We start from the raw sequence: 24,408 nt of genomic DNA, 5'->3' as shown, positions 1-24,408 counted from the left end.
GGCCCTATTCGGCCGCCTGCTGGAAGCCGCCCTGAGCGAGCGCGGAGCACTCGGCCATGATGGCGGATGCCCGCGCGATCGGGTTCGTCAGATAGAAGTCTTTGATCGGCAACGCAAACGCGCCTTTGCCGGAACCCGCCTTTTTCTTGCTCAGAGCGACGATATCCTGCGCGTCGCCGCGCTTGATGGCGTCGATTTCCGCCATATGCGGGTATTCGGCATAAAGCCGCCCGCGCAACTGGCTGAGCGAATCAAAGGCCAGCTTGTGGCCGAGCACGTCTGACAGCGCGCGGAGAATCGCCCAATCCTCCTTCGCCTCGCCCGGCGCGAAGCCGGCGCGATTGGTCATTTGCACACGGCCTTCCGTGTTGAGATAGGTCGCCGACTTCTCGGTATAGGCTGCGCCCGGGAGGATGACATCCGCCGCATGCGCGCCGGCATCGCCATGGGTGCCGATATAGACGATGAAGGTGTCGCCCTTTTTCGAAAGGTCGAGCTCGTCCGCGCCGAGCAGGAACAGGATGTCGAGACCGCCGACCATCTCGGCCGCGATCTTGCCCCCCTCCCCCGGCACGAAGCCGATGTCGAGCCCGCCGACGCGTGCTGCGGCGGTGTGCAGCACGGCAAAGCCGTTCCACTCGTCGGTGACCGCACCGACATTGGCAGCGAGCTTGGCGGCGAGCGCCAGCGCGTCCTTGCCGTTGCCGCCCTGCAGCGCGCCCTGGCCGATGAGGATCAGCGGACGCTTGGCGTTTTCGAGCACCGAATAGAACTCACCCTTGCCATCGGCCAGATCGCGCAGCGTGTCGAGGCCGGAGCCGAGATAGGCATAATCATAGCGCAGATCGACCTGCGTGCCGATGAGGCCGATGGGGAAATGGCCCTGACGCTGGCGCTTGCGGATGCGGGCGTTGAGCACCGCCGCTTCATGGCGCGGGTCAGAGCCGATGATGACAAGCGCGTCGGCGTCTTCGATGCCCTCGATGGTCGGATTGAAGATGTAGGACGCGCGCCCTAGAGACGGGTCTAGCACCACGCCGTCCTGGCGGCAGTCGATATTCTTCGACCCCAGCGAGGACAGCAGGCTCTTCAGCGCATACATCTCCTCGACGCTGGCGAGGTCGCCGGCAATCGCGCCGATCCGGTCGCCCGACGTCGCGGAGACCTTGGCGGCGATGGCGGCGAAGGCTTCCGGCCAGGTGGCGGCAACGAGCCGGCCATTGCGGCGGATATAGGGGCGGTCGAGGCGCTGGGTCCTGAGGCCGTCCCAGATGAAGCGGGTCTTGTCGGAGATCCACTCCTCGTTCACCGCTTCGTTGGTGCGCGGCAGGATGCGCATCACCTCGCGGCCACGGGTATCGACGCGGATGTTGGAGCCGACGGCATCCATCACGTCGATGGACTCGGTCTTGGAGAGCTCCCACGGACGGGCCTGGAAAGCATAGGGCTTCGAGGTCAGCGCACCGACCGGGCAGAGGTCGATCACATTGCCCTGCAATTCGGACGACATGGCGCGTTCGAGATAGGTGGTGATCTCCGCATCCTCGCCGCGACCGATGAGGCCGAGCTCGGAAATGCCGGCGACTTCCGTGGTGAAGCGGACGCAACGCGTGCAGTGGATGCAGCGTGTCATGATCGTCTTCACCAGCGGACCGATATATTTGTTCTCCACGGCGCGCTTGTTCTCGCGATAGCGCGAGTGTTCGGCACCATAGGCCATGGCCTGGTCCTGCAAATCGCACTCACCGCCCTGATCGCAGATCGGGCAGTCGAGCGGATGGTTGATGAGCAGGAACTCCATCACGCCTTCGCGGGCCTTCTTGACCATCGGCGTGTTGGTAAAAATCTCCGGCGCTTCGCCATTGGGGCCTGGACGCAGGTCGCGCACGCCCATGGCGCAGGACGCCGCAGGCTTGGGGGGACCGCCCTTCACCTCGACCAGACACATGCGGCAATTGCCGGCAATGGAAAGACGCTCATGGAAGCAGAAGCGCGGCACTTCCGCGCCCGCCTCTTCGGCTGCCTGAAGGAGCGTGTAGTGATCGGGAACCTCGATCTCTTTGCCGTCAACCTTTATCTTCGCCATCTTTTCGCCCCTTATTCTGCCGCTTCCAGCGCGATAAATTTGCTGTTCACGGCATTGCGGCTGTATTCGTCGATCCGCTTTTCGATTTCCGGGCGGAAATTGCGGATGAGGCCCTGGATCGGCCATGCCGCAGCGTCGCCCAGCGCGCAGATCGTGTGGCCTTCCACCTGCTTGGTGATGTCGAGTAGCATGTCGATCTCGCGGCGCTGCGCATTGCCTGTCACCATGCGCTCCATGACGCGCCACATCCAGCCGGTGCCTTCGCGGCAGGGCGTGCACTGGCCGCAGCTTTCATGCTTGAAGAACTGCGACAGGCGCGCAATCGCCTTAATGATGTCGGTGGACTTGTCCATCACGATGACAGCGGCGGTGCCGAAGGAAGACTTCACCTCGCGCAGACCGTCGAAATCCATCGGGCAGTCGATAATGTCCTCGGCCTTGACCACCGGGCAGGACGCGCCGCCGGGAATGACCGCGAGCAGATTGTCCCAGCCACCGCGAATGCCGCCCGCATGCTCTTCGATCAGCTGGCGGAAGGTGATGCCCATCGCCTCTTCGACCGTGCAGGGCGTGTTGACATGACCGGAGATCATGAACAGCTTGGTGCCGACATTGTTCGGACGACCGATGGACGAGAACCAGGCAGCGCCACGCCGAAGGATCGTCGGGGCAACGGCGATGGATTCAACGTTGTTGACAGTCGTCGGGCAGCCATAGAGGCCCATATTGGCCGGGAATGGCGGCTTCAGGCGCGGCTGGCCCTTCTTGCCCTCGAGGCTTTCCAGAAGCGCGGTTTCCTCGCCGCAAATATAGGCGCCGGCGCCGTGGTGGACATAGATATCCATGTCCCAGCCGGTCTTGTTGTCCTTGCCGAGCAGGCCATATTCATAGGCTTCATCGACCGCGCGCTGCAGCGCCTCGCGCTCACGGATATATTCGCCGCGGATATAGATATAGGCCGTATGCGCGCCCATGGCGCAGCCCGCGATGACGCAGCCTTCCAGCAGCGTGTGCGGGTCGTTGCGCATGATGTCGCGGTCCTTGCAGGTGCCGGGCTCCGACTCGTCCGCGTTCACGACAAGGTAATGGGGGCGTCCGTCGCTCTCCTTCGGCATGAAGGACCATTTCAGACCGGTCGGGAAGCCCGCGCCGCCACGGCCGCGCAGGCCCGACGCCTTCATCTCATTGATGATCCAGTCGCGGCCCTTCTCGATCAGGGCTTTGGTATTGTCCCAACGGCCCAGCGCCATCGCCGCCTTCAGCGAATGACCATGCTGGCCGTAGATGTTGGTGAATATGCGATCCTTGTCAGCCAGCATGTCTCACCTCTTATCCCGATCAATCCGTTTCATCATCGCATTCCGCCTGGTCATGCCGGGTTCTTGGGGCCGGGCCTAGACTTCTTCGTCTTCGGGGCAGGCTCTGTCGAAGCATTGTTTTCCGCGGCCTCGCTCACCTTTTCCGGCGACGGGCTTTTCAGCGCGGCATTGGTCTCTTCCGCATGGGTCTTGGGCCGCCCCGCCTGCGAGGGCGGAACCTCGGTCTCCGCCGCAGCGCCCTGAGGCGCCGCCTGCTGCGTGGCGGTAACCTCTTCCTTCAGCGAGGTGAAGCCACCCACCGGGGCCGACAACATGCGGTCGATCTGCGGGCCGGGCTTGATCTCATCGCCCCTGCCCGCTTCGAACGCATCGATGATCTCTTCCAACCGCTCCGGCGTCAGGTCCTCATAAGTGTCCTTGAAGATCAAGACCATGGGCGCGTTGACGCAAGCCCCCAGGCATTCGACCTCTTCCCAGGACAGCGTGCCGGATTCGTTGGTCACGAACGGCTCGGGATTGATCTTGTGCTGGCAGACCTTTTTCAGCTCTTCCGCGCCGCGCAGCATGCAGGGCGTCGTACCGCAGACCTGAATGTGGGCGCGGGTGCCGACGGGAGCGAGCTGGAACTGCGTATAGAAGGTCGCCACTTCCAGCACGCGGATCAGCGGCATATCGAGCATCTTGGCGATGTACTCGATGGCCGCGCGCGTGACCCAGCCATCCTGTTCCTGCGCGCGCATCAAGAGCGGGATAACCGCCGATTGCTGACGGCCTTCCGGATATTTCTGGATCTGCTGTTCAGCCCAGACCTGGTTCGCACGATTGAACGAGAAGGCGAGCGGCTGAACGGAATCATCTGCGAGACGGCGTACGGACATCAGCGGTCAACCTCACCAAACACGATATCGAGCGAGCCGAGGATTGCGGAGACGTCGGCAAGCATGTGGCCACGGCACAGGAAGTCCATGGCCTGGAGATGGGCAAAGCCCGGTGCGCGCAGCTTCACGCGATAGGGCTTGTTGGTGCCATCGGAGACGAGATAGACGCCGAACTCGCCCTTGGGCGCTTCCACGGCAGCGTAAACCTCACCCGTCGGCACGTGGTAGCCCTCGGTATAGAGCTTGAAGTGCTGAATCAGCGCTTCCATCGAGCGCTTCATCTCGCCGCGCTTCGGCGGGACGATCTTGCGGTCGGAACTGGAGACCGGGCCGGAGGAATCCTTGCCGAGCAGGAGATCGACGCACTGGCGCATGATGCGCACGGACTGGCGCATTTCTTCCATGCGGATCAGATAGCGGTCGTAGCAGTCGCCATTCTTGCCGACGGGAATATCGAAATCCAGCTCGGGATAAATCTCATAGGGCTGGCTTTTACGCAGATCCCACGCCGCGCCGGAACCGCGCACCATGACGCCGGAAAAGCCCCAGGCCCAGGCATCTTCCAGCGAAACGACGCCAATATCGACATTGCGCTGCTTGAAGATGCGGTTCGGGGTGATGAGATCGTCAAGATTCTGCAAGGTCTTGAGGAACGGATCGATCCACTTGCCGATATCCTCAACCAGCTTCTGCGGGATGTCCTGATGGACGCCGCCCGGACGGAAATAAGCGGCGTGCATGCGCGCGCCCGAAGCGCGCTCGTAGAAGACCATCAGCTTCTCGCGTTCCTCGAAGCCCCAGAGCGGCGGGGTGAGCGCGCCGACGTCCATGGCCTGCGTGGTGACGTTGAGGAGATGGTTCAGGATGCGGCCGATCTCGGAGAACAGCACACGGATGACCTGCCCGCGACGGGGCACCTCGATGCCCAGCAGCCGCTCGACGGCAAGCGCATAGGCATGCTCCTGATTCATCGGCGCGACATAGTCGAGGCGGTCGAGATAAGGCACCGCCTGCAGATAGGTCTTCGCCTCCATCAGCTTCTCGGTGCCGCGATGGAGCAGACCAATATGCGGATCGACGCGCTCGACGACTTCGCCGTCCAGCTCCAGCACAAGGCGAAGAACGCCGTGCGCCGCCGGATGCTGCGGGCCGAAGTTGATATTGAAATTGCGAACCTGTGTTTCAGCCATTCTTTATCGCCTCAGTTCGCCTTGGCCTTTTCGTCGCCGGGCAGGACGTAATCCGTACCTTCCCATGGCGAGAGGAAATCGAAGTTGCGGAATTCCTGACGAAGCTCGACCGGCTGATAGATCACGCGCTTCAGCTCGTCGTCGTAACGCACTTCGACATAGCCGGTGAGGGGGAAGTCCTTGCGCAGCGGGTATCCGTCGAAGCCGTAGTCGGTAAGGATGCGGCGCAGGTCCGGGTGGCCGGAGAAGAGGATGCCGTACATGTCGTAGGCTTCGCGCTCGTACCACTCCGCGCCCGGATAGACCGCAGTTGCGGACGGAACGAGCGTCGTCTCGTCGGCCTGTACCTTGACGCGGATGCGAAGGTTCCGGCGCGGCGACAGGAGCTGATAGACCACATCGAACCGCTTGGCGCGCTCGGGATAATCGACGCCGCTGAGATCGGTGAACGACACGAACTGGCAGAGATCGTCGTCACGCAGGAAAGTCAGTGTCGGGACGATCTTTTCCGCGGGAACGACGAGATTGAGCTCGCCATATTCGATGGCGATATCGTCGATCACATCGCCGAGGCGCTCTGATAGATAGAGTTTGAAATCTTCAAGAGTGCTCATGCCGCCCCTCTCCTATCGCTCGATGGTGCCGGTGCGGCGGATCTTCTTCTGCAGAAGAAGAATGCCGTAGAGCAGCGCTTCCGCGGTGGGCGGACAGCCCGGCACATAGATATCGACGGGCACGACGCGGTCGCAGCCGCGCACCACCGAATAGGAATAATGGTAATAGCCGCCGCCATTGGCACAGGAGCCCATGGAGATGACGTAGCGCGGCTCCGGCATCTGGTCATAGACCTTGCGCAGCGCGGGAGCCATCTTGTTGGTCAGCGTGCCCGCCACGATCATCACGTCGGACTGGCGCGGAGACGCGCGGGGGGCAATGCCGAAGCGCTCGGCGTCATAGCGCGGCATGGAGATGTGCATCATCTCCACCGCGCAGCAGGCGAGGCCGAAGGTCATCCACATCAGCGAGCCGGTGCGCGCCCAGGTGATGAGCGCGTCGGTGGAGGTGACGAGAAAGCCCTTATCGGACAGTTCCGCATTGATCTCGTTGAAGAACGCATCGTCCGCACCCACGGGCTTACCCGTGTTCGGATCGATGATTCCCTTGGGCTGGGGCGCGACGAGCGTGGTGTTGCTATCGGTCAATCCCATTCCAGCGCTCCCTTTTTCCATTCATAGATGAAGCCGATGGTCAGCACGGCGAGGAAAACCATCATCGACCAGAAGCCGAACCAGCCGATGGACCCGAAGGAAACCGCCCACGGAAACAGGAAGGCGACCTCCAGGTCGAAGATGATGAAGAGAATCGACACCAGATAGAACCGGATGTCGAATTTCATGCGCGCATCGTCGAAGGCGTTGAAGCCGCATTCATACGCGGACAACTTCTCAGGGTCCGGCTGCCGGTAAGCGACAAGGAACGGCGCGACGAGAAGCGCCAGACCGATCACCAGCGCCACGCCAATGAAGATGACGATGGGCAGGTAGGAACTCAAAAGCTCGTTCATGATCCTGTTTCCGCCTTTTGACACGAGGCTGTTCTCGCACCGGGGTCTATAGCCCTTTTACCGGCTACGGCCATGCGACACATTGCATCTCGCTGGCATGTCTTCACCCAAAACCGGTGTCCACTTTTGGGAGACATGCATTCGCCAGCATGTCTTTATCCCAAAACCGGTTCCCACTTTTGGGAGACATGCCTTGTGCAAAGAGACCCCTCGCCCAAGCAGCTTCAAAAGGCATACCGTGCGATTTCGCGGCGAGGGTTAGCGCAGAGAGGCTAAAGGTGCAAGGCAAAAGACCGCCAAACAGCCGCCCACCTTTTGCCATATGCTTAATAATGTGCCGCTCATGGCCGCATATAAGGCGGAAGACCCCATAAAACCAGACGCGGACGGTTATTGGCGGTGCAGCGTGAAGCCGGAAAAAGCGAGGGAAGCCAGCAATTTAGGCGGAAGTGGGCCGGGGGCGCGTGCCGGGATCCAGGGCGGCGTCTCAAATGTTTGTGAAACGGGATTCGGAGCAAAAGGACCGAAGCAGCAGGCTTGGTTGATTTGCGAGAATCAGCGCCAGACGATTTCGTCGTTGTTCATGAAGGGATCGTCACGCAGCGCACCCTCAAACGTCAACCGCACACCTGAAGAAAAATGAGGAGCGACTGACTGGGCGGCTAAGCACCGAGCTCGATGAAGAAACAGCAGCTCGGAATAAAGCACGAGCATTAGCCGCAATCGCATTTGACCAGGCAATGGAGAATGGAATGAGAGAGGAAAGTTAAACCGCATGGCGGGGCGCCACTCTTCATCAAACCAATCAAAGCCTTGATTTTGCTTGAAGAAAAGTGGCGCGAGTGACGGGGCTCGAACCCGCGACCTCCGGCGTGACAGGCCGGCACTCTAACCAACTGAGCTACACCCGCGTACTTTCTTCTTCGTTCCGCCGGGGCGTTTCCGTCCGGCGATGAGCGGGCTTCTAAGGGGTTCGCCGTCCCCTGTCAACGACCTCATTCGAAAATTTTTGAGAATATTTTCTGTTGCGAAAATGCTCCCCGGAGAACCTCACCGCAGCACGTCCTCCGCCGCATTGCCTCTTGCGCTTACAAGCCGAATTGCCTAAAGGCTTGACCACAGCCGCTTCACGCGAGCGGGCGATTAGCTCAGTTGGTAGAGCGCTTCGTTTACACCGAAGATGTCGGGAGTTCGAGTCTCTCATCGCCCACCATATTTCCGGCAAATCTGCCTGAAACGCTTTTTATTCCCCCACCGAATGACCGCCTCGGCGGTGCGGCAGAACGCCTGCAAGATTTAGAATCACTACAAACTAGCGACAAACCGTCGCTGGAGGGCGCCTGCTGATCTGACGCAAAACATCGCCCTCCCCGCCTTTCTATCGTGGCTTGCGTGGCATAACCACAATGGAGAGGATGATGAAATCCAAGCTAGCATTGGCGTTTGCAGCCGCGGTCCTGCTCGGCGGACCGGCTGGGGCGCAGGGTGATCCCCAATCTATTGACGACGAGGCGCTGCGTACGGACGCAACGGCCCTCTTCAAGCCGATCCCGACCGTCCAGCCCGCGCCTCCCAACAACGCCATCACGCGGGAAAAGGTGGAACTGGGCAAGATGCTGTTCTTCGAGCCGCGCCTGTCGTCCAGCCATCTGCTCAGCTGCAACACCTGCCATAATCTTGGGCTGGGCGGCGTCGACGGCTTGCCGACCTCGGTCGGCCATGGCTGGCAGAGCGGCCCGCGCAACGCGCCGACGGTGCTGAACGCCTTCTTCAACGTCGCGCAGTTCTGGGACGGACGCGCGCAGGATCTACGCGAACAGGCCAAGGGGCCGATCCAGGCCGCGGTGGAGATGAACGCCACGCCGGACCGTGTGCTGGCCGTGCTCGAAAGCATGCCCGAGTACCGCAAGCGATTCGATCTTGCCTTCCCGGGCGAGACGCAGGCGCTCACCTTCGACAATGTCGCGAAGGCCATCGAGGCGTTCGAGACGACGCTGATCACGCCGGGCGCGCGATTCGACCAATATCTGGAAGGTAATGTCGCGGCGCTCAACGACAAGGAGAAGAAGGGCCTGCGCCTCTTCATCGATCGCGGCTGCGCCTCATGCCATAACGGCATCAATGTTGGCGGCGGGGATTATTATGCCTTCGGCGTGGTGGAAAAGCCGGGCTCGGAAATCTTGCCGCCCGACGACAAAGGCCGCTTCGCCGTTACCGAAACGGCGAGCGACGAATATGTCTTCCGCGCGCCCTCCTTGCGCAACGTGGCGCTCACCGCGCCCTATTTCCACAGCGGACGGGTGTGGGATCTGAAGCAGGCGGTGGAGATCATGTCGTCCTCACAGCTCGGCACGGAGCTCAAGGGCGATGAAGTGGAAGCCATCGTCGCCTTCCTCGACACGCTGACCGGCGAACAGCCCGACGTGACCTACCCCCTCTTGCCCGTCAGCAGCCCCGACACACCACAGCCGGTGCTGATGAAGCCGGACGCGGCGAAATAGGGGACGGGAGTATGTGAAGATGAAGGCGGGGGCTTGGGCCTCCGCCTTTTTCGCTTCGTCGATGTATCATAATATGATACGATCACGTGATGGCCGGAAAGGATAAAGCCATGAGCCACGGCCTGTCGTCTGTCGTATCAATTGGGCTGACGGTCGCCACCGTCGCCGTGTGGTTCAAACCCTGATCACATATTCCTTCCGGGTCGTCTCGATCACCTCCCACGTCCCCTTGAAACCGGGGCGGAGGATGAAGCTGTCGCCGGGGCGCAGCGTGATTGGGTCGCCGCCCTCCTCGGTGATGACGGAGACGCCGGAGAGGATGTGGCAGAATTCCCATTCGTCATATTCGACGCGCCATTTGCCTGGTGTCGCCTCCCATATGCCGACGTAGAGGCCGCCTTCGGCTTCCTCGATATTCCAGGTGCGGAATTTCGGGGCGCCGGAGAGGATGCGATGGGCGGGCGGCGCGCCCTCCTCCACTGTTGTCTGATCGATATCCATGGGGAGGAAGAGCGCGCGCAACGTCACAGGAATCAGCCCGCCTTTGCCAAGGCCTGGTCAAGATCGGCGATGATGTCCTCCGCATTTTCGATGCCGATGGAGAGGCGCACCACATCCGGCCCCGCCCCGGCGGCGATCTTCTGCTCGTCGGAGAGCTGGCGGTGCGTTGTCGAGGCGGGGTGGATGACGAGGGAGCGCGTGTCGCCGATATTGGCGAGATGGGAGAAGAGCTCGAGGCTGTCGACCAGCTTGACGCCCGCCTCGTAGCCGCCCTTCAGCCCAAAAGTCAGCACCGCGCCGCCGCCCTTGGGCGAATATTTCTGCTGCAGCGCGTGATATTTGTCCGAGGGGAGTGCCGAATAGGAGACCCAGGCGATCTTGTCGTGCTTTTGCAGCCATTCGGCGACCTTCAGCGCGTTGTCTGAGTGCCGCTGCATGCGCAGCGGCAGTGTCTCCACGCCGGTCAAGAGCTGGAAGGCGTTGAAGGGCGAAATGGCGGGGCCGAGGTCGCGCATGCCCAGCACGCGGGCAGCGATGGCGAAGGCAATGTTGCCGAAGGTCTGGTGCAGGACCATACCGGCATATTCCGGGCGCGGCTCCGACAGCAGCGGATAGTTGCCGGATTTCGACCAGTCGAACGTGCCGCCATCGACAATGATGCCGCCCATGGAATTACCGTGACCGCCGATGAATTTCGTCAGCGAGTGGAGGACGATATCCGCGCCATGCTCGATGGGGCGGATGAGATAGGGCGAGGCGAGCGTGTTGTCGACGATGAGCGGCAGGCCGTGCTTTTGCGCAACCTCCGCCAGTTTCTCCAGATCGACGATGATGCCGCCGGGATTGGCGATGCTTTCGACAAAGATAGCGCGGGTGCGCCCGTCGATGAGGCTTTCGAAGGAGGCGGGATCATCCGTATTGGCCCAGCGCACCTCCCAGCCAAAGGATTTGAAGGCATGGCCGAACTGGTTCATCGAGCCGCCATAGAGCTTGTTGGCGGCGATGAAATTATCGCCCGGCTGCAGCAGTGTATGGAAGGTGAGAAGCTGCGCCGCATGGCCGGACGCCGTCGCCAGTGCGGCCGTGCCGCCTTCAAGCGCGGCGATGCGCTCCTCCAGCACCGCCTGGGTCGGGTTGGTGATGCGGGTATAGATATTGCCGAAAGCCTGCAGTCCGAAAAGCGCGGCGGCATGGTCCGCGTCCTCGAAGACGAAGGATGTCGTCTGGTAGATCGGCGTTGCGCGCGCGCCCGTCGCCGGGTCGGGCTTCGCGCCGGCATGAACAGCAAGAGTTTCGATACCGGGGGTGCGGTGAGCCATGATTCCTCCACTCGATGGTCTCTGTTTCGTTATCGCTATCTATGACCAGCCGCGCGGCGGAATCAAAGCAAATTCATTCGGAAAAGATGCGGGTGTTAGGTTATTCGACCGCCCTCTCCTCCTCTCCGCCGCATTCTCGGGCTTGTCCCGAGAATCTGCCATAAGACAGCGGAATAGCGATTACCGTCCAGACAGATTCGACCTCTGTAGATTCTCGGGACAAGCCCGAGAATGACGACCGGAAGGGCGCGGAGGGTTCATTTTTAATGCGGTATTATAATACCAATATTATAAACCATTGTTTTAATTGCTATTTTCCGAACACTCTTCGAAATCACCGCTTGACGCGCCGCCAATTCCCCTGTATTGGGCCGCGCAAGGTGTGAAATACCAGATATGAGATACTGGATATCTTGCATCTATTGTTGTCCGGATGGCTACGCCTTCCGAAACAACGCAAGCAACAAAAAATGCCTTGCCATGCCAAGGATTTTTCAAGGAACCTGACCATGACAACCTTCTCCCAGAAGCCGGCAGAAGTGGTGAAGAAGTGGGTGCTGATCGACGCCGAGGGTCTCGTCGTCGGTCGTCTCGCCACCATCGTCGCCAACCGCCTGCGCGGCAAGCACAAAGCCACCTTCACCCCGCATGTGGACGATGGCGACAATGTCATCATCATCAATGCCGACAAGGTGGTCCTGACCGGCAAAAAGGTCCAGGACAAGAAATATTACTGGCACACCGGCTATCCCGGCGGCATCAAGGAGCGCACCGCGCGCCAAATCCTCGAGGGCCGTTTCCCCGAGCGCATCGTCGAGAAGGCCGTGGAACGCATGATTCCGCGCGGGCCTCTCGGCCGCCGCCAGATGAAGAATCTGCGCGTCTATGCCGGTGCCAGCCATCCGCATGAAGCCCAGCAGCCCGAGGTGCTCGATGTCGGCGCGCTGAACCGCAAGAACAAGAGGACTGCATAATCATGGCTGAGCAGATCAACTCGCTCCAGGAACTCGGCACTGTCGCAGCCGCGGCACAGGCGGAAGCCGCGCCGGTTCACGTCCAGAAGCTCGACGCCCATGGCCGCGCCTATGCGACCGGCAAGCGCAAGGACGCGGTTGCCCGCGTCTGGGTCAAGCCGGGCTCCGGCAAGATCGTCGTGAACGACAAGGAATTCGACAAATATTTCGCGCGCCCCGTGCTGCAGATGATCCTGCAGCAGCCGATCGTCGCGACCAACCGCGCCGGCCAGTTCGACATCATCGCCACCGTCACCGGCGGCGGTCTCTCCGGCCAGGCGGGTGCGGTGCGTCACGGCATCTCCAAGGCGCTGACCTATTATGAGCCGGGCCTGCGTGCGGTTCTGAAAAAGGGCGGCTTCCTCACCCGCGACAGCCGCGTGGTCGAGCGAAAGAAGTACGGCAAGGCCAAGGCCCGCCGTTCGTTCCAGTTCTCCAAGCGTTAAGTTTTGGCGTTCGGGCGGAACCCACGGAAAAGCGGGCCTTCGGGTCCGCTTTTTTGTTATTGATGACGAGAATCGATCTTTAGGGGTTAATGCAATGTCCTCCAACCGCTTCGCTCTCACGCCGGAGCCGCCTTATTTCGTCGTTGCGTTTTCGTCGCAGCGCGTGCCGGGCGATGAAGGCTATGGTGACATGGCCGTTCGCATGGCGGAACTTGCCGCGAAACAGCCCGGTTATCTGGGTGTCGAGAGCGCGAGGGACGCCGAAGGTTTCGGCATCACCAACTCGTTCTGGGCGGATGAAGAGAGCATTCGCGCATGGAAGCGCGACGTCGACCATCTCATGGCGCAGAAGATGGGCCGCCAGCAATGGTATCAAGCCTATCGCGTCCGCATCGCCCGCGTGGAACGCGCTTATGGGTTCGATGCAAGAACGGTGGAAGCTTAACCTAGCATAACGGGCTTCGGGAACATGCGCTACACGATCAGGCAATTGGAGCTGGACGATATGGACGTGGCGGCTGGGGTGCACCGTATCGCCTTCGACCAAGCTTTGCCCTGGCTCACGGGCCTGCATACGCCTGAAGAAGATAGAGCCTTTTTCCGAGACCATCTGTTTTCTAAATGCACCCTATGGGGGGCCTGGACGGACACGCTGGCCGGTTTCATCGCTTTCAGGCCGGGCTGGATCGATCAGCTCTATGTGCTGCCGGACTTTCAAGCGGCCGGCATCGGGAGCGCTCTTCTAGAGAAAGCGCAAGAGAGTTTCGACCTGCTCCAGCTCTGGACGTTCCAGCGCAACGATGCCGCGCGGCGCTTTTATGAAAAGCGCGGCTTCGTCGCGGTCGACGTTACCGATGGCCGCGAAAATGAGGAAAAAGAACCGGACGTGCTTTACCGATGGCAGCGATGATTCCACCCCTCGCCGAAGCAGCAAATTTGCGGATATCGAAACACCATGCCTTCTAAAACCATCGATCATGCTTTTACCGCACGCAGTCTGACCGGCGCGGCAACGGACCCGACCTATGCGGGCGCGCTGTCTTTCATGCGGCGGCGCTATAGCAAGAACCTGAATGGTGCGGATGCGGTGGTGTGGGGCATTCCGTTCGATGCGGCGGTTTCCAACCGGCCCGGCGCACGGTTCGGGCCGCAGGCGATCCGGCGCGCTTCGGTGATTTTCGACAACGACCCGCAATATCCCTTCAGCCGCGATCTTTTCGAAGCGCTGGCGGTGATCGATTATGGCGATTGCCTGCTCGACTATGGCAACCACCAGAAGACGCCTGCCACGATCGAGCGGGAAGCGGCAAAGATTCTGAAATCCGGTGCGTTCCTGCTCTCGCTCGGCGGCGATCATTTCGTCACCTGGCCACTCTTGAGGGCGCATGCGGCGAAATATGGCCCGCTGGCGCTGGTGCAGTTCGACGCGCATCAGGACACATGGTTCGACGATGGCAGGCGCATCGATCACGGTTCTTTCGTCGGGCGCGCTGTGCGGGACGGCGTCATCGATCCAGATCATTCGATCCAGATCGGCATTCGCACCCATGCGCCGGAGGATTGCGGCATCAAGCTCATCCATGGATATGAGGTAGAAGAAATGTCCGCGGCGGCCATTGCCGGGGCCATCGTCGAGCGGACCGCAGGCCGAAAGGTCTATCTGACCTTCGACATCGACTGCCTCGATCCGGCCCATGCGCCCGGCACGGGAACCCCGGTGGCGGGAGGCCCGTCCTCGGCGAAAATGCTCTCAGTTCTACGCCAGCTTGGCGGGCTCGATATCGTTGGGGCCGATGTGGTGGAAATTGCGCCCGCCTATGACCATGCCGATATAACCGCCATCGCCGGAGCGACGATTGCCATGTATTATCTGGGCTTGCTGGCGGAGAAGAAGACGCGACGATGAACTTCGGACTTTGATTCAACTCCCTCTAAAACAGATTCTGCAAATATCCGTATCGCTTTGAAACTATGGGCAAAAGCCAATGAAACCGAAAATCTTCATCGATGGCGAGCATGGCACCACCGGGCTGCAGATCAGGACGCGGCTTGCCGGTCGCGACGATCTGGACGTGATCTCTATCCCTGAGGTCGAGCGGCGCAACAAGGATCTGCGCGCGGATTATCTGCGCGCCGCCGATATCGCCATCCTCTGCCTGCCCGACGATGCCTCGCGCGAGGCGGTGGCGCTTCTCGACGGGCATAATTCGACGCGCGTCATCGACACCTCGACGGCGCACCGCGTTCATCCGGACTGGGCCTATGGCTTTGCGGAACTCGCCAAGGGCCAGCGCGAGCGGATCGCCGAGGCGCGGCTCGTCGCCAATCCCGGCTGCTACCCGACCGGCGCCATCGCCCTCATCCGCCCGTTGCGCGATGCCGGGCTGCTGCCTGCCGATTACCCGGTCACGGTCAATGCCGTCTCGGGCTATACGGGTGGCGGCAAGCAGTTGATCGCTCAGATGGAAGATGAGAATCACCCTGAGCATCTGACCGCGAACAGTTTCCTCTACGGTCTGCCGCTGCGGCACAAGCATGTCGCGGAGCTGCAATTGCATGGAAGGCTCGACCGGCGGCCCATCTTCAGCCCCAGCGTCGGGCGTTTCCCGCAGGGCATGATCGTGCAGGTGCCGCTGTACACGAGCGATCTGGCCGGTACGCCCTCGCTGGAAAATATCCATGCGGTGCTAGTGGAGCACTATGCCGGGCAGGATGTCGTAGAGGTGGTGCCGCTGGAGACGAGCGCCAAGCTGCCCCGCGTCGATGCCGAGGAACTGGCCGGCACCGACCGCATGAAGCTCTTCGTCTTTGGCACAGAAGGCGACGGGCAGGTCAATCTCGTCGCGCTGCTCGACAATCTCGGCAAGGGCGCGTCCGGGGCGGCGGTGCAGAACATGGATCTGATGCTCGGTAAAGCGTGATGGATGCAAAACCGGTCTTTCCGCCCGAGTGGAATATCCTCTCGTCCGAGCCGCTGGCCGACACGCATTCGAGCCATGTGTGGAAGGTGGAGAGCCGGGACCATCCGGGCGAGCCCTTGGTGGTCAAGAAACTGAAGCCTGCAGGAATGGAGGAGTTGCGCGGCGCGCATTATCTTCGCTGGCGGGACGGCCATGGCGCGGCCCGGCTTCATGATCTGAGGGGCACGTCGATGCTGCTCGAATATGCGGGCAACTATCATCTCGAAGAGCATCTGAAGGCGGGCAAGGATGCGGAGTGCATCGAAATTTTCGGCCAAGTCCTCGCCGCGCTGCACACGCCCTCCCCTTCGTCTATCCCCGCCGATCTGCAACCGCTGGAAAAACATTTTGCCGGGCTGTTCGCCGTGACGGGTAAAAGGCCGATCTATGCGGAAGCTGCCGAGCTCGCCAAGCGCCTGCTGGCAGTGCCGCATAAGGCCATCCCGCTGCATGGCGACATTCACCACGAGAATATCATCGAAAGCCCGCGCGGCTGGCTGGCGATCGATCCGCACGGGCTCGTTGGGGACGCGGCATTCGATGCGGCTAATATCTTCTACAATCCACTCGACCGGGACGATCTCTGCCTCGATCTTGAGCGCGCCCGGCATATGGCAGAACATTTCGCGCCGATCATCGACCGGCACCCGGCCTTTATTCTCGACTACGCCTTCGCCTATGGCTGCCTTTCCGCCGCATGGCACCGGGAGGATGGCAATGAGAAGGATGAGGCGCGGGAGCTGAAAATCGCTGCCGCGCTGCGCGATTTGCGGCTGTCTGCCTACTAGCCGCTTGGGCAATAGGGTGTTTTGTGGTAACGGTAGCAACATTGAACCAGCAGCAAAGCGGAGGTTCCTTATGGCCATTACCACATTATCCAGCCGCGAGCTTAATATGGATATTGGCCGCGCCAAGCGTGCGGCCAATGATGGCCCGGTCATTATCACGGATCGCGGTAAGCCCGCTCACGTCCTGTTGTCCTTTGAAGAATACCAGCGCATCCTGGGCAAGCAGCGAAGCATCGTCGATGAACTCGGCCTGCCGCCGGGCATCGAGGACATTGAGATTGAATTCCCTCGCTCGCGCGAAACGCCGGGCCAGGTGGATTTGTCCTGATGTATCTCCTCGACACCAATGTCATCTCTGAGTTCCGCAAAGTCCGTACTGGAAAAGCGGACCTGAACGTTGCTCGATGGAGCCGCGAGGTGCCCGGTGCGAGCCTCTATCTTTCGGCCGTTGTCGTACAAGAACTCGCAATCGGCACGCTTCAGATGGAGCGCAAAGACCCTGTTCAGGGCGCGGTTCTACGGAACTGGCTGGACGAACACGTCATACCTATGTTCCACAACCGGATTCTTCCGGTCGATACGGCGGTCGCAAGAAGGAGCGCGATGCTGCATGTCCCGAATCCGCGGCCCTATGCGGACAGCTTCATCGCAGCCACCGCCCTCGTCTTTGGTATGACGCTCGTTACGCGCAATGTCACCGATTTCGAGAAAACCGGTGTAACCCTGCTCAATCCATGGGAAGGCTGAGCTGCGAACTCAGTCCCCGTAAGCCCCCTTGCACGCCCGCCAGTGGGCTACGGCGAAGGCAAGCACCACCAGCGCGAAGGCCTGATGCGTCAGGCCCCAGTGGATGGGAACACTGGTGAGAAGCGTTACGATGCCGATTGCCGCCTGTATCATGATCAGCCCGACCAGCATCAAAGTGCGGCGCGCATGGGTCGTGCCAGGCGCGATCCGCCAAGCCTGAACAGCATTGAGGACGGCCAGGACCAGCACCGTATAGGCGAACATGCGGTGGGCGAACTGCACCGTTTTCGGGTTCTCGAAAAGGTTGCGCCACCAGGGAACCTGCGTGAAAAGATCGGACGGGATGATCGAGCCGTCCATCAGCGGCCATGTGTTGTAGGTAAGGCCGGCATGGAGACCGGCGACGAGGCCGCCGAGATAGATCTGCACCAAGACGGCCACCACCATCCAGCCGGCGAAGCGCTGGATGGAGCGGGCGGCGGGGCGCTCGGTATAAGTGGCTAGGCCGCGCGCGACATAAAAGACGGCGACGATGATGATGCAGGCGAGCGTCAGATGCGTCGCGAGCCGGTACTGGCTGACGCTCGTGCGCTCGACAAGGCCGGAGGAGACCATCCACCAGCCGATCGCGCCCTGAAGGCCGCCCAGCGCCAATATTCCAAGCAGGCGCGGTTTCAACCCCCGCTGCAGCCTGCCGGTGATCCAGAAGAAGGCGAGCGGGATCGCGACAAGAAAGCCGACGCCCCGCGCCAGCAGGCGGTGCGCCCATTCCCACCAGAAGATGTCCTTGAACTGATCGAGCGTCATTCCTTTGTTGATTTGCTCATACTGGGGAATCTGCTGGTATTTCTCGAATTCTTCCTGCCATTCGGCGTGATTGAGGGGCGGAATTACACCATGGATCGGCTTCCATTCAGTGATGGAAAGGCCGGAGCCGGTCATCCGCGTCGCGCCGCCGACCATGACGATGGCGATGAGCACGGCGAAAACCACATAGAGCCAGATGCGCACGGCGCGGCGGTTGCGCTTCTCCTGCTCTCCCAGCGAAACAAGTTTGCCGCCCATCGCTGTTACCGACATGCCATTCACTCCGCGTTAAAATCCGCACAAGTACCTGCCGCATCCCTGCCCGCAAGACAAGCAAAACCCGCGCGACACGCCGTCGCCCTTCTTTCCCCTTTTCCTAGCGCGCCAGAAACAGTAGTTAAACCGGCAGGACAAGTGGGGTGCGGCCGATGCGGGTGAGGCTCAAGAAACTGATCGGAACCTTTTTGCTGGTGGCGCTGGTGATGATCTATGCGGTGCTAGCGACGATCATCGCGGTCGGCCATCTGGCGGAGTCGAGCGGCTGGGTGCATCTGGCCTATTTCTTCTTCACGGGTATCCTCTGGGTGCTTCCGGCGATGTGGATCATTTCCTGGATGGAAAAGCCGCCGCGCCGGAAAGACGGCTAAGTCTCCGATGAGCATCCGCTTTTCGCCCCGTATCATCGACGATGTGGACGCCGCGTTTCGTCTTTTGCCTTCGAGCCTTGATGGATATGCCGCCGGACTCCCGCAATCGGCTTCCTTTGTGCGCAACTGGCAGGAACACGCCAATCAAGATTGCTTCATCGCGGCGCTCCACGATGGCGATACGCCGGTGCTGATGCTGCCGCTTGAGGTGGTGACATCCCGCTCCGTCCGGCTGGCGCGGTTTCCCGGGGGCAGCCATGCCAACGGCAATTTTCCCATCTTGAGGCGTGGGGTTGCGAAGCTGATCGGCAAGGATGATATCCGCTCGCTTCTACGCACCATTCGCGCGGCGCGACCCGATATCGACGTACTCCTGCTTTCGCGGCAGCTCGGTTCTCTTGCACAGACGGGCAATCCCCTCCTCTGCCTGCGTCATGCGCGCAATCCCAATCCGGTTTTGTCCGCCTCGCTCGGCTGCGGATTTGACAGTGTGCTCGAGCGCAGCAATTCCAAGCGTAAGCGCAAGAAGCATCGCCAGCATACCCGCCGCTATGAAGAAGCGGGCGGTTACCGCATCGTCACGGCGGCGACCGCCGACGAGGCACGCGCGCTGCTTGACCGGTTCTTCTCCATCAAGGCGGAGCGCTTTGCGAAAAGCGGCATCGAGAATGTGTTCGGCGAGCCCGGCGTGCAGCAGTTCTTTCATGCGCTCTTTAGAGAAGGCGTGGGGAAGACGCCTAGAACCTTCGAGATCAAGGGATTGGAAGTCGGCGGCGTCATCCGTGCGGTGATGGGCAAATCCTTTTGGACGGATGGGCTGACGGTCGATTTCGCCGGCATCGCCGATGACGATATGGTCTCGGCAAGCCCCGGCGAGTACCTGTTCTTCGAAGACATCGCGCAGAGCTGCGCGGAAGGCATCGCCGTGTACAGCTTCGGCATTGGCGATGAGCCCTACAAACGCGATTGGTGCGATATCGAAGAAGCGCTTTACGACGGCGTGTTGGGCTTTACGGTGAAAGGCCACGCCTATGCTTCCGCCTGGCGGGCACGCAATGCCGTCACGGCGGTAGTGAAGGGGAACCCCAAACTCTGGGAATTGGCGAAGAAGCTGCGGGCGCGGATGTCTTGAAACAGGCGAACGGAGGCAGTATATTTCCAAAGTGCCCCTCGCAGCGGCTAACTGCGAGAGGCGTTTCGACTAGGGTAATATCTGAACCCGCACGATGACTGTCCAGCCCGTGCGGGTTTTTCTTACCTCAATCGTGATGATTACAGGCGGATAAAAATAGCCCATAATTTCACTTCGGGTTCGAGAGCGAGGCACTCGCCAATGCCGATGTAGCCCATCTTCATCGGCACGCCGGCTGGACAGGGCGTATACTGCGATTTCCCCCTCGACCCGTTATTCATAACAAACGCATAGGTCGTGTCCAGCGCCACATGCCGGCTTATCTTACAACGCCAGCCGCGAGCCTTTTTTCCCTTTGCCCGAGGGTGGAATGGGTGCTTCCGGTTCCGTACCCATCAGGATGAGCACGTCCTCGAAGCCGTTATCCTCCAGATCGAGGGCAGTGAGCGCCACGGCGTTATCCTCGATATCGACGATGCTGAGAACGATCTGCGTCGCCGCGCCATAAAGTCGCTTGATGGCCTCGGCGTTGGATGGCCCGCATTCGACCACGACGATGTCATAGGCCGCTTCCAGAGCGTCGAGAATGATCGGTAGCCGGTCGATGGCGCGCATGGCGCGTTCGGGGTCGGCGAGCCCCAAGGGCATCACATGCGCATCCGAATAATGGTCGCTATGGATGACGTCTGTGAACTGCTTTTCCGAGGCGAGCAGGTCGGTGATACCAGAGACTGTTCTTCCGTCGAGCATCGCCCGGCTGATCGCGCCCGTGCCGGTCATATCGATGAGGATGACGCGCAAATGCCGGTCGGCCATTTCGCGCGTGAGGCGCACCGAGGCGGCGGAGCCGTCATCGCCTTCCGGCGAGACGATCAGGGCGCGTGTGGCGCCAAGCTCGACGAGGCGCTTGGCGATGGTCGGCACGCTGTGCGGATTTTCCGGCAGGTCGTCGCCGATGGCGGTGTAGCTGTCGTAAATCTCCTGCACGGTTTCAGCCGCTGGCAGCGGACGGTCTGGCCGGGCGCGGCGGGGCGTCTTTTCCTCGTTATCATCCGGCACGGCTGCGGCAGCAACAGGCGCTGCGGCAGCGGCGGCTACAGGCATACGGATTTCATCGGCAGGCGGCTGCGCAGCGCCATCGACAGGACGCATGGCGCGGCCGCTGAAAAGCTCACGCAAGAGAACGAAGATCGAAAGCAAGAGAAGCCCCGCAAAGAATGTCGCGCCCACGATGGGGAGCGTTTTGGGAAAATAGGGTTGCGCCGGGATGTCCGCCGGAGAAAAAACGCGCGCATCCACCGGTAGATAGTTGCGGTCGGTTCGGGAAGCAGCCTCGCGATACCGGGTGAGATAGGTCTGGAGCAACTCACGCTGCGCCGCCGCCTCGCGCTCCAGCGCCCGCAGCTCCACCGCCTGGCCACCGGCCTGCGCAGCCTGCGCCTTCACCCGGTTCAACTCCCGATTGAGCTCCGTCTCACGCAGCTTCGCGGTTGACGCCTCATTCTCAAAGCTTTCGAGGATCTTGCGTCCTTCCGCACGGATCTGCTGGTTCAGGTCGGCAAGCTGCGAGCGCAAGGCGCGAATGCGCGGGTGGCCAGGAAGAAGCGAGGTGGAGAGGTCGGCGATCTGCGAGTTCAACTGGATCTGCCGCTCGCGCAGGCGCTGCATCAGCCCCGAGGCGACGATATCCGGCAGCGTATCGAGCGGAGCGCCGGTCGCCAGCGCGTTGCGGATGCTCTCCGCCTTCGCCTCGCTCGCGGCCCGGCTGGCGCGAACCCGCGAAAGCTCGGATGACACTTCCGACAATTGCTGCGAGGCAATCGGCTCCTCCCCCTGTCCCTGCAGAAGATCGGTGGACGCGCGGTAGTTAGCGACTTTGGCCTCGGATTCCTTGAGACGCTTGCTGAGATCGGCGATTTCCGGCTGAAGCCAGGCGGTTGCGTCGTCAGTGGATTGCAGCTTGGCTTCGCGCTGAAGGGCGATATATTCATCCGCAATCGCATTCGAGACGCTGGCCGCGAGCGCCGGGTCCTTTGACGAGAACTGCACGACGATCACGCGCGACTCCGGAATGCTGTAAACCTGCAGATGCTCGCGCATCTCCTGCAGCATATAATCCTGCGGCGAAACCTGCGTTGGATCCTGCTTCAGGCCCAGGGAAATCAGCAGTCGCGACAGCGGCGACGGCCTCCCGAATTCGTCGGTCTCTGCAAGCTTCAGCTTGTCGCCCACCTTCTTCAGAAGATTGGAGGAAGAGATCACCTCCACCTGGCTCTTGACGGTCTCCTGGTCGATGGCCGGACGGTCGGCCGCAGTTTCGGCATTGGGACGGGTGAAGACGGATTCGCGCGTTTCGATCAATATCCGGCTTTCGGCCCGGTATTGCGGCGTCGCAAGCATGCAGAAGAGGAGAGCGAGGGCGGCAAGCGTCAGCGCGCCTAAGAAAATAAAGAGCGCGTGGCGCCGGAGGCTGCTGAACAGAGCGCCCAAATCAATATCGACATCATTACCCGCCGAAGCCGCACTGGACATGAACTCATACTCCACACCGCCCCCACGCTTGGGGCTGGCAAGTATGGTAAATACGTATGGTAACCATCAGGTTAAACAGCGGGTTCCCAAAAATGTCGGTATTGCAGGGTTAGCTTTTACCAGCCATTAACCCTAACCGTTCGATAACAGCATGACGATTGTGGGATACCTGCCGGCGGCGGAAGACGTGACGGCGGAAACTGAGGTTGCAAGCGGTGCGAGAAACAAGGCGTATTTCTGGGCGCATCTTCATGGCGGCATTCGGCTCGGCCATCATGGCCGTCAGCGGATGCGCGAGCTATGTTCCTGCCCCTCCCGCCTTCCACGAGGCGCTGAACCGGCCCTATATACTGGACGCCGGGGATCGCCTGCGCATCACGGTGTTCGAGCAGCCCGATCTCACCAATACCTACAATGTCGACCCGTCCGGCTATATCTCCTTCCCGCTCATCGGCAAGGTGCCGGCGCGGGGCCGCACCCTGCAGCAGCTGGAAAGCGACATCGCCACGAAGCTGCGCGGCGGCTATCTGCGCGACCCGGACGTCTCGGTCGAGATGGACCGTTACCGGCCCGTTTTCATCATGGGCGAAGTGGGCGCTGCCGGGCAATATTCCTACGTGCCGGGGATGACCGCACAGAAGGCGATTGCCGCCGCCGGTGGCTTCACGCCCCGCGCGGAACAGGCCAATGTGGACATTACCCGGCAACTGAACGGCAAGATCATCACCGGGCGGGTTCTCATCACCGACCCGCTTCTGCCGGGCGACACCATCTATGTCCGCGAGCGTTTGTTCTAATTTCCAAATGTGATCGATGATCCATGTCGCGAGTGCCCGGCCATTGCGTATCGTCCATTGCTTCCGTTCGCCGGTCGGCGGCATTTTCCGGCATGTGCGCGACCTTTCCCGCGCGCAATCGGCGGCGGGACACGATGTCGGCATCATCTGCGACTCGTCGACGGGCGGCGCCTATGAGGACCATCTGTTCGACGGCATTCGCGATCATCTCGCATTGGGTGTGCATCGCATCGCGATGCAGCGCCATGTCGGGCCGGGCGATTTCCTCGCCGGCGCCAGGGCATATGGCATTATCAAGAAATTGCAGCCGGATGTTCTGCACGGGCACGGCGCCAAGGGCGGCGTCCACTCGCGCATATTCGGCTCAGCCTTACGGGTTTTCAGGTCTCGCGTAGCCCGTTTCTATTCACCGCATGGCGGCAGCCTGCATTTCATGCGTGACGAGTGGCCCGGAAAGCTCGTCTTCGCCGCCGAAAGGATGATGGAGCCGTTGACCGACGCCATCATCTTCGTCTCGCAATATGAGCAGGATTCCTACATCAGGAAAATCGGACAGCCGAAATGCCCCGGCACTATCATCCATAATGGATTGAGCGACACGGATTTCGAAAGGATCGAGGCGGCCCCGCAAGCCGCCGATTTCCTTTATGTCGGCATGATGCGCGATCTGAAAGGGCCGGACATGCTGATCCGTGCCCTCGCGGAAGCGGAGCGATTGGCCGGGCGCAAGCTTTCGGCGGCGATGGTTGGCGACGGAGCCGAAAAGCCGCGCTACATCCGGATGGTAGAGGAATTGGGGCTAGCAGGCCGGGTGATTTTTCGCGATCCCATGCCGATCCGCGAGGCGTTCACTCTAGGACGAACGGTGGTGGTTCCCTCCCGTGCTGAAGCGCTGCCCTATATCGTGCTGGAGGCCCTCGCGGCCGGACGGCCGGTCCTCGCTACCCATGTCGGCGGCATACCGGAGATTCTCGGCTCCGAGCCTTCTACCATGGTAACGCCTGATATCGAGGCGCTGGCAGTAAAAATGGCGGAAATTGCTGCCGATCCTTCTAGATATCACGAAAAAATGCCCGCTCATGAGCAGATTCGTCAAAGATTTGGCGTTACTGCCATGGCAAAAGCTATAGAAGACCTTTATCGGGCGGCGCTTCAGGCGGATTGAGCCTTCCTTCCGGGAG

Annotated in this window: 26 protein-coding genes and 2 tRNA genes; 16 read left to right on the top strand and 12 right to left on the bottom strand. The window is 60.9% G+C overall.

Annotated features, from left to right (window positions below; genetic code table 11):
* Positions 1 to 4 precede the first annotated feature (4 nt).
* From nuoG to ACOWVG_RS03615, 7 genes are read right to left on the bottom strand one after another with little or no spacing between them, the layout of a single operon-like run.
* The gene (gene nuoG / locus ACOWVG_RS03645) at positions 5 to 2,086 is read right to left on the bottom strand and encodes an NADH-quinone oxidoreductase subunit NuoG (RefSeq protein ID WP_420960109.1); all 2,082 of its coding nucleotides are present in this window, start codon (positions 2,084 to 2,086) and stop codon (positions 5 to 7) included.
* Positions 2,087 to 2,097: 11 nt separating this feature from the next.
* Positions 2,098 to 3,405, bottom strand: a complete 1,308-nt coding sequence (nuoF, locus tag ACOWVG_RS03640; protein WP_420960108.1) for an NADH-quinone oxidoreductase subunit NuoF — start codon at positions 3,403 to 3,405, stop codon at positions 2,098 to 2,100.
* Positions 3,406 to 3,455: 50 nt separating this feature from the next.
* Positions 3,456 to 4,283 (bottom strand): NADH-quinone oxidoreductase subunit NuoE, encoded by an 828-nt coding sequence (nuoE, locus tag ACOWVG_RS03635; RefSeq protein WP_420960107.1) that lies wholly within the window; start codon positions 4,281 to 4,283, stop codon positions 3,456 to 3,458.
* A complete protein-coding gene (locus ACOWVG_RS03630) occupies positions 4,283 to 5,473 on the bottom strand; it encodes an NADH-quinone oxidoreductase subunit D (protein ID WP_420960106.1) in 1,191 nt (396 codons plus the stop codon). Before ACOWVG_RS03630 ends, nuoE begins: the two co-directional genes overlap by 1 nt.
* 11 nt (positions 5,474 to 5,484) lie before the next feature.
* Positions 5,485 to 6,087 (bottom strand): NADH-quinone oxidoreductase subunit C, encoded by a 603-nt coding sequence (locus ACOWVG_RS03625; RefSeq protein WP_420960105.1) that lies wholly within the window; start codon positions 6,085 to 6,087, stop codon positions 5,485 to 5,487.
* A gap of 12 nt (positions 6,088 to 6,099) precedes the next feature.
* Positions 6,100 to 6,681, bottom strand: coding sequence for a NuoB/complex I 20 kDa subunit family protein (locus ACOWVG_RS03620; protein WP_420960104.1), 582 nt, complete (start codon positions 6,679 to 6,681; stop codon positions 6,100 to 6,102).
* Positions 6,672 to 7,037, bottom strand: a complete 366-nt coding sequence (locus ACOWVG_RS03615) for an NADH-quinone oxidoreductase subunit A (RefSeq protein ID WP_420960103.1) — start codon at positions 7,035 to 7,037, stop codon at positions 6,672 to 6,674. Before ACOWVG_RS03615 ends, ACOWVG_RS03620 begins: the two co-directional genes overlap by 10 nt.
* Positions 7,038 to 7,380: 343 nt before the next feature.
* Between ACOWVG_RS03615 and ACOWVG_RS03610 the strand changes: the two genes are divergently transcribed.
* Positions 7,381 to 7,680, top strand: coding sequence for a hypothetical protein (locus ACOWVG_RS03610; RefSeq protein ID WP_420960102.1), 300 nt, complete (start codon positions 7,381 to 7,383; stop codon positions 7,678 to 7,680).
* A gap of 191 nt (positions 7,681 to 7,871) precedes the next feature.
* Here ACOWVG_RS03610 and ACOWVG_RS03605 read toward each other — a convergent pair.
* A tRNA-Asp gene (locus ACOWVG_RS03605) sits at positions 7,872 to 7,948 on the bottom strand.
* A 226-nt stretch (positions 7,949 to 8,174) separates the two neighbouring features.
* On the opposite strand from ACOWVG_RS03605, the gene ACOWVG_RS03600 reads away from it, so the two are divergent.
* Positions 8,175 to 8,250, top strand: a tRNA-Val gene (locus ACOWVG_RS03600).
* 205 nt (positions 8,251 to 8,455) lie between these two features.
* Positions 8,456 to 9,538 carry a cytochrome-c peroxidase gene (locus ACOWVG_RS03595; RefSeq protein WP_420960101.1) on the top strand — a complete coding sequence of 361 codons (1,083 nt, stop codon included), beginning with the start codon at positions 8,456 to 8,458 and terminating at the stop codon, positions 9,536 to 9,538.
* Positions 9,539 to 9,712: 174 nt separating this feature from the next.
* On the opposite strand, the gene ACOWVG_RS03590 is transcribed toward ACOWVG_RS03595, so the two are convergent.
* Together ACOWVG_RS03590 and ACOWVG_RS03585 are read right to left on the bottom strand one after the other, a co-directional pair.
* On the bottom strand, positions 9,713 to 10,039 hold the full coding sequence (locus tag ACOWVG_RS03590) for a cupin domain-containing protein (protein WP_420960173.1): 327 nt from the start codon (positions 10,037 to 10,039) through the stop codon (positions 9,713 to 9,715).
* A 32-nt stretch (positions 10,040 to 10,071) separates the two neighbouring features.
* Positions 10,072 to 11,358: an O-acetylhomoserine aminocarboxypropyltransferase gene (locus ACOWVG_RS03585; protein ID WP_420960100.1), complete on the bottom strand. Its 1,287-nt coding sequence runs from the start codon at positions 11,356 to 11,358 to the stop codon at positions 10,072 to 10,074.
* Positions 11,359 to 11,867: 509 nt separating this feature from the next.
* Here ACOWVG_RS03585 and rplM point away from each other — a divergent pair.
* From rplM to ACOWVG_RS03540, 9 genes are all read left to right on the top strand, one after another.
* Positions 11,868 to 12,332: a 50S ribosomal protein L13 gene (gene rplM, locus ACOWVG_RS03580; protein WP_420960099.1), complete on the top strand. Its 465-nt coding sequence runs from the start codon at positions 11,868 to 11,870 to the stop codon at positions 12,330 to 12,332.
* A 2-nt stretch (positions 12,333 to 12,334) separates the two neighbouring features.
* The gene (rpsI, locus tag ACOWVG_RS03575) at positions 12,335 to 12,817 is read left to right on the top strand and encodes a 30S ribosomal protein S9 (protein ID WP_420960098.1); all 483 of its coding nucleotides are present in this window, start codon (positions 12,335 to 12,337) and stop codon (positions 12,815 to 12,817) included.
* A gap of 94 nt (positions 12,818 to 12,911) precedes the next feature.
* Positions 12,912 to 13,262 carry an antibiotic biosynthesis monooxygenase family protein gene (locus ACOWVG_RS03570; RefSeq protein ID WP_420960097.1) on the top strand — a complete coding sequence of 117 codons (351 nt, stop codon included), beginning with the start codon at positions 12,912 to 12,914 and terminating at the stop codon, positions 13,260 to 13,262.
* Positions 13,263 to 13,286: 24 nt separating this feature from the next.
* Positions 13,287 to 13,727: a GNAT family N-acetyltransferase gene (locus tag ACOWVG_RS03565; protein ID WP_420960096.1), complete on the top strand. Its 441-nt coding sequence runs from the start codon at positions 13,287 to 13,289 to the stop codon at positions 13,725 to 13,727.
* Positions 13,728 to 13,772: 45 nt separating this feature from the next.
* Positions 13,773 to 14,723, top strand: coding sequence for an agmatinase (gene speB / locus ACOWVG_RS03560; RefSeq protein WP_420960095.1), 951 nt, complete (start codon positions 13,773 to 13,775; stop codon positions 14,721 to 14,723).
* Between the two features lie 79 nt (positions 14,724 to 14,802).
* Complete coding sequence (gene argC / locus ACOWVG_RS03555; protein WP_420960094.1) at positions 14,803 to 15,738, top strand: N-acetyl-gamma-glutamyl-phosphate reductase; 936 nt, start codon at positions 14,803 to 14,805, stop codon at positions 15,736 to 15,738.
* Complete coding sequence (locus tag ACOWVG_RS03550) at positions 15,738 to 16,565, top strand: aminoglycoside phosphotransferase family protein (protein ID WP_420960093.1); 828 nt, start codon at positions 15,738 to 15,740, stop codon at positions 16,563 to 16,565. Before argC ends, ACOWVG_RS03550 begins: the two co-directional genes overlap by 1 nt.
* A 70-nt stretch (positions 16,566 to 16,635) precedes the next feature.
* Entirely contained in the window at positions 16,636 to 16,893 is a 258-nt protein-coding gene (locus ACOWVG_RS03545) for a type II toxin-antitoxin system Phd/YefM family antitoxin (RefSeq protein WP_420960092.1), read from the top strand.
* Complete coding sequence (locus ACOWVG_RS03540; RefSeq protein WP_420960091.1) at positions 16,893 to 17,312, top strand: type II toxin-antitoxin system VapC family toxin; 420 nt, start codon at positions 16,893 to 16,895, stop codon at positions 17,310 to 17,312. Before ACOWVG_RS03545 ends, ACOWVG_RS03540 begins: the two co-directional genes overlap by 1 nt.
* Before the next feature lie 9 nt (positions 17,313 to 17,321).
* Here ACOWVG_RS03540 and ACOWVG_RS03535 read toward each other — a convergent pair whose 3' ends face one another.
* Positions 17,322 to 18,392 carry a COX15/CtaA family protein gene (locus ACOWVG_RS03535; RefSeq protein ID WP_420960090.1) on the bottom strand — a complete coding sequence of 357 codons (1,071 nt, stop codon included), beginning with the start codon at positions 18,390 to 18,392 and terminating at the stop codon, positions 17,322 to 17,324.
* Between the two features lie 155 nt (positions 18,393 to 18,547).
* Between ACOWVG_RS03535 and ACOWVG_RS03530 the strand changes: the two genes are divergently transcribed.
* Both ACOWVG_RS03530 and ACOWVG_RS03525 read left to right on the top strand, forming a co-directional pair.
* Positions 18,548 to 18,766, top strand: coding sequence for a DUF2842 domain-containing protein (locus tag ACOWVG_RS03530; protein ID WP_420960089.1), 219 nt, complete (start codon positions 18,548 to 18,550; stop codon positions 18,764 to 18,766).
* Positions 18,767 to 18,773: 7 nt separating this feature from the next.
* Entirely contained in the window at positions 18,774 to 19,898 is a 1,125-nt protein-coding gene (locus ACOWVG_RS03525) for a GNAT family N-acetyltransferase (RefSeq protein ID WP_420960088.1), read from the top strand.
* A 324-nt stretch (positions 19,899 to 20,222) separates the two neighbouring features.
* Here ACOWVG_RS03525 and ACOWVG_RS03520 read toward each other — a convergent pair whose 3' ends face one another.
* Positions 20,223 to 22,430, bottom strand: a complete 2,208-nt coding sequence (locus ACOWVG_RS03520; RefSeq protein WP_420960087.1) for a GumC family protein — start codon at positions 22,428 to 22,430, stop codon at positions 20,223 to 20,225.
* Between the two features lie 251 nt (positions 22,431 to 22,681).
* Between ACOWVG_RS03520 and ACOWVG_RS03515 the strand changes: the two genes are divergently transcribed.
* Together ACOWVG_RS03515 and ACOWVG_RS03510 are read left to right on the top strand one after the other, a co-directional pair.
* Entirely contained in the window at positions 22,682 to 23,227 is a 546-nt protein-coding gene (locus ACOWVG_RS03515; RefSeq protein WP_420960086.1) for a polysaccharide biosynthesis/export family protein, read from the top strand.
* A gap of 16 nt (positions 23,228 to 23,243) precedes the next feature.
* Positions 23,244 to 24,392 (top strand): glycosyltransferase family 4 protein, encoded by a 1,149-nt coding sequence (locus ACOWVG_RS03510; RefSeq protein ID WP_420960085.1) that lies wholly within the window; start codon positions 23,244 to 23,246, stop codon positions 24,390 to 24,392.
* Positions 24,393 to 24,408 lie beyond the last annotated feature (16 nt).

The sequence above is a fragment of the Brucella sp. IR073 genome, from assembly GCF_049065735.1.
GTDB lineage: Bacteria > Pseudomonadota > Alphaproteobacteria > Rhizobiales > Rhizobiaceae > Paramesorhizobium.
Note: the sequence above shows the minus strand (reverse complement) of the source record. Positions and strands in the feature narration are given on the sequence as shown.

Coding starts and splice junctions, on each gene's coding strand:
- ACOWVG_RS03625 (WP_420960105.1), bottom strand. CDS start 6,087: ATGAGCACTCTTGAAGATTTCAAACTCTATCTATCAGAGCGCCTCGGC.
- ACOWVG_RS03545 (WP_420960092.1), top strand. CDS start 16,636: ATGGCCATTACCACATTATCCAGCCGCGAGCTTAATATGGATATTGGC.
- ACOWVG_RS03550 (WP_420960093.1), top strand. CDS start 15,738: ATGGATGCAAAACCGGTCTTTCCGCCCGAGTGGAATATCCTCTCGTCC.
- ACOWVG_RS03525 (WP_420960088.1), top strand. CDS start 18,774: ATGAGCATCCGCTTTTCGCCCCGTATCATCGACGATGTGGACGCCGCG.
- rplM (WP_420960099.1), top strand. CDS start 11,868: ATGACAACCTTCTCCCAGAAGCCGGCAGAAGTGGTGAAGAAGTGGGTG.
- ACOWVG_RS03585 (WP_420960100.1), bottom strand. CDS start 11,358: ATGGCTCACCGCACCCCCGGTATCGAAACTCTTGCTGTTCATGCCGGC.
- argC (WP_420960094.1), top strand. CDS start 14,803: ATGAAACCGAAAATCTTCATCGATGGCGAGCATGGCACCACCGGGCTG.
- ACOWVG_RS03630 (WP_420960106.1), bottom strand. CDS start 5,473: ATGGCTGAAACACAGGTTCGCAATTTCAATATCAACTTCGGCCCGCAG.
- ACOWVG_RS03570 (WP_420960097.1), top strand. CDS start 12,912: ATGTCCTCCAACCGCTTCGCTCTCACGCCGGAGCCGCCTTATTTCGTC.
- nuoF (WP_420960108.1), bottom strand. CDS start 3,405: ATGCTGGCTGACAAGGATCGCATATTCACCAACATCTACGGCCAGCAT.
- ACOWVG_RS03595 (WP_420960101.1), top strand. CDS start 8,456: ATGAAATCCAAGCTAGCATTGGCGTTTGCAGCCGCGGTCCTGCTCGGC.
- ACOWVG_RS03535 (WP_420960090.1), bottom strand. CDS start 18,392: ATGTCGGTAACAGCGATGGGCGGCAAACTTGTTTCGCTGGGAGAGCAG.
- ACOWVG_RS03520 (WP_420960087.1), bottom strand. CDS start 22,430: ATGTCCAGTGCGGCTTCGGCGGGTAATGATGTCGATATTGATTTGGGC.
- speB (WP_420960095.1), top strand. CDS start 13,773: ATGCCTTCTAAAACCATCGATCATGCTTTTACCGCACGCAGTCTGACC.
- ACOWVG_RS03590 (WP_420960173.1), bottom strand. CDS start 10,039: ATGGATATCGATCAGACAACAGTGGAGGAGGGCGCGCCGCCCGCCCAT.
- ACOWVG_RS03615 (WP_420960103.1), bottom strand. CDS start 7,037: ATGAACGAGCTTTTGAGTTCCTACCTGCCCATCGTCATCTTCATTGGC.
- ACOWVG_RS03515 (WP_420960086.1), top strand. CDS start 22,682: ATGGCGGCATTCGGCTCGGCCATCATGGCCGTCAGCGGATGCGCGAGC.
- ACOWVG_RS03540 (WP_420960091.1), top strand. CDS start 16,893: ATGTATCTCCTCGACACCAATGTCATCTCTGAGTTCCGCAAAGTCCGT.
- ACOWVG_RS03510 (WP_420960085.1), top strand. CDS start 23,244: ATGATCCATGTCGCGAGTGCCCGGCCATTGCGTATCGTCCATTGCTTC.
- ACOWVG_RS03610 (WP_420960102.1), top strand. CDS start 7,381: ATGGCCGCATATAAGGCGGAAGACCCCATAAAACCAGACGCGGACGGT.
- ACOWVG_RS03620 (WP_420960104.1), bottom strand. CDS start 6,681: ATGGGATTGACCGATAGCAACACCACGCTCGTCGCGCCCCAGCCCAAG.
- ACOWVG_RS03565 (WP_420960096.1), top strand. CDS start 13,287: ATGCGCTACACGATCAGGCAATTGGAGCTGGACGATATGGACGTGGCG.
- nuoE (WP_420960107.1), bottom strand. CDS start 4,283: ATGTCCGTACGCCGTCTCGCAGATGATTCCGTTCAGCCGCTCGCCTTC.
- rpsI (WP_420960098.1), top strand. CDS start 12,335: ATGGCTGAGCAGATCAACTCGCTCCAGGAACTCGGCACTGTCGCAGCC.
- ACOWVG_RS03530 (WP_420960089.1), top strand. CDS start 18,548: ATGCGGGTGAGGCTCAAGAAACTGATCGGAACCTTTTTGCTGGTGGCG.
- nuoG (WP_420960109.1), bottom strand. CDS start 2,086: ATGGCGAAGATAAAGGTTGACGGCAAAGAGATCGAGGTTCCCGATCAC.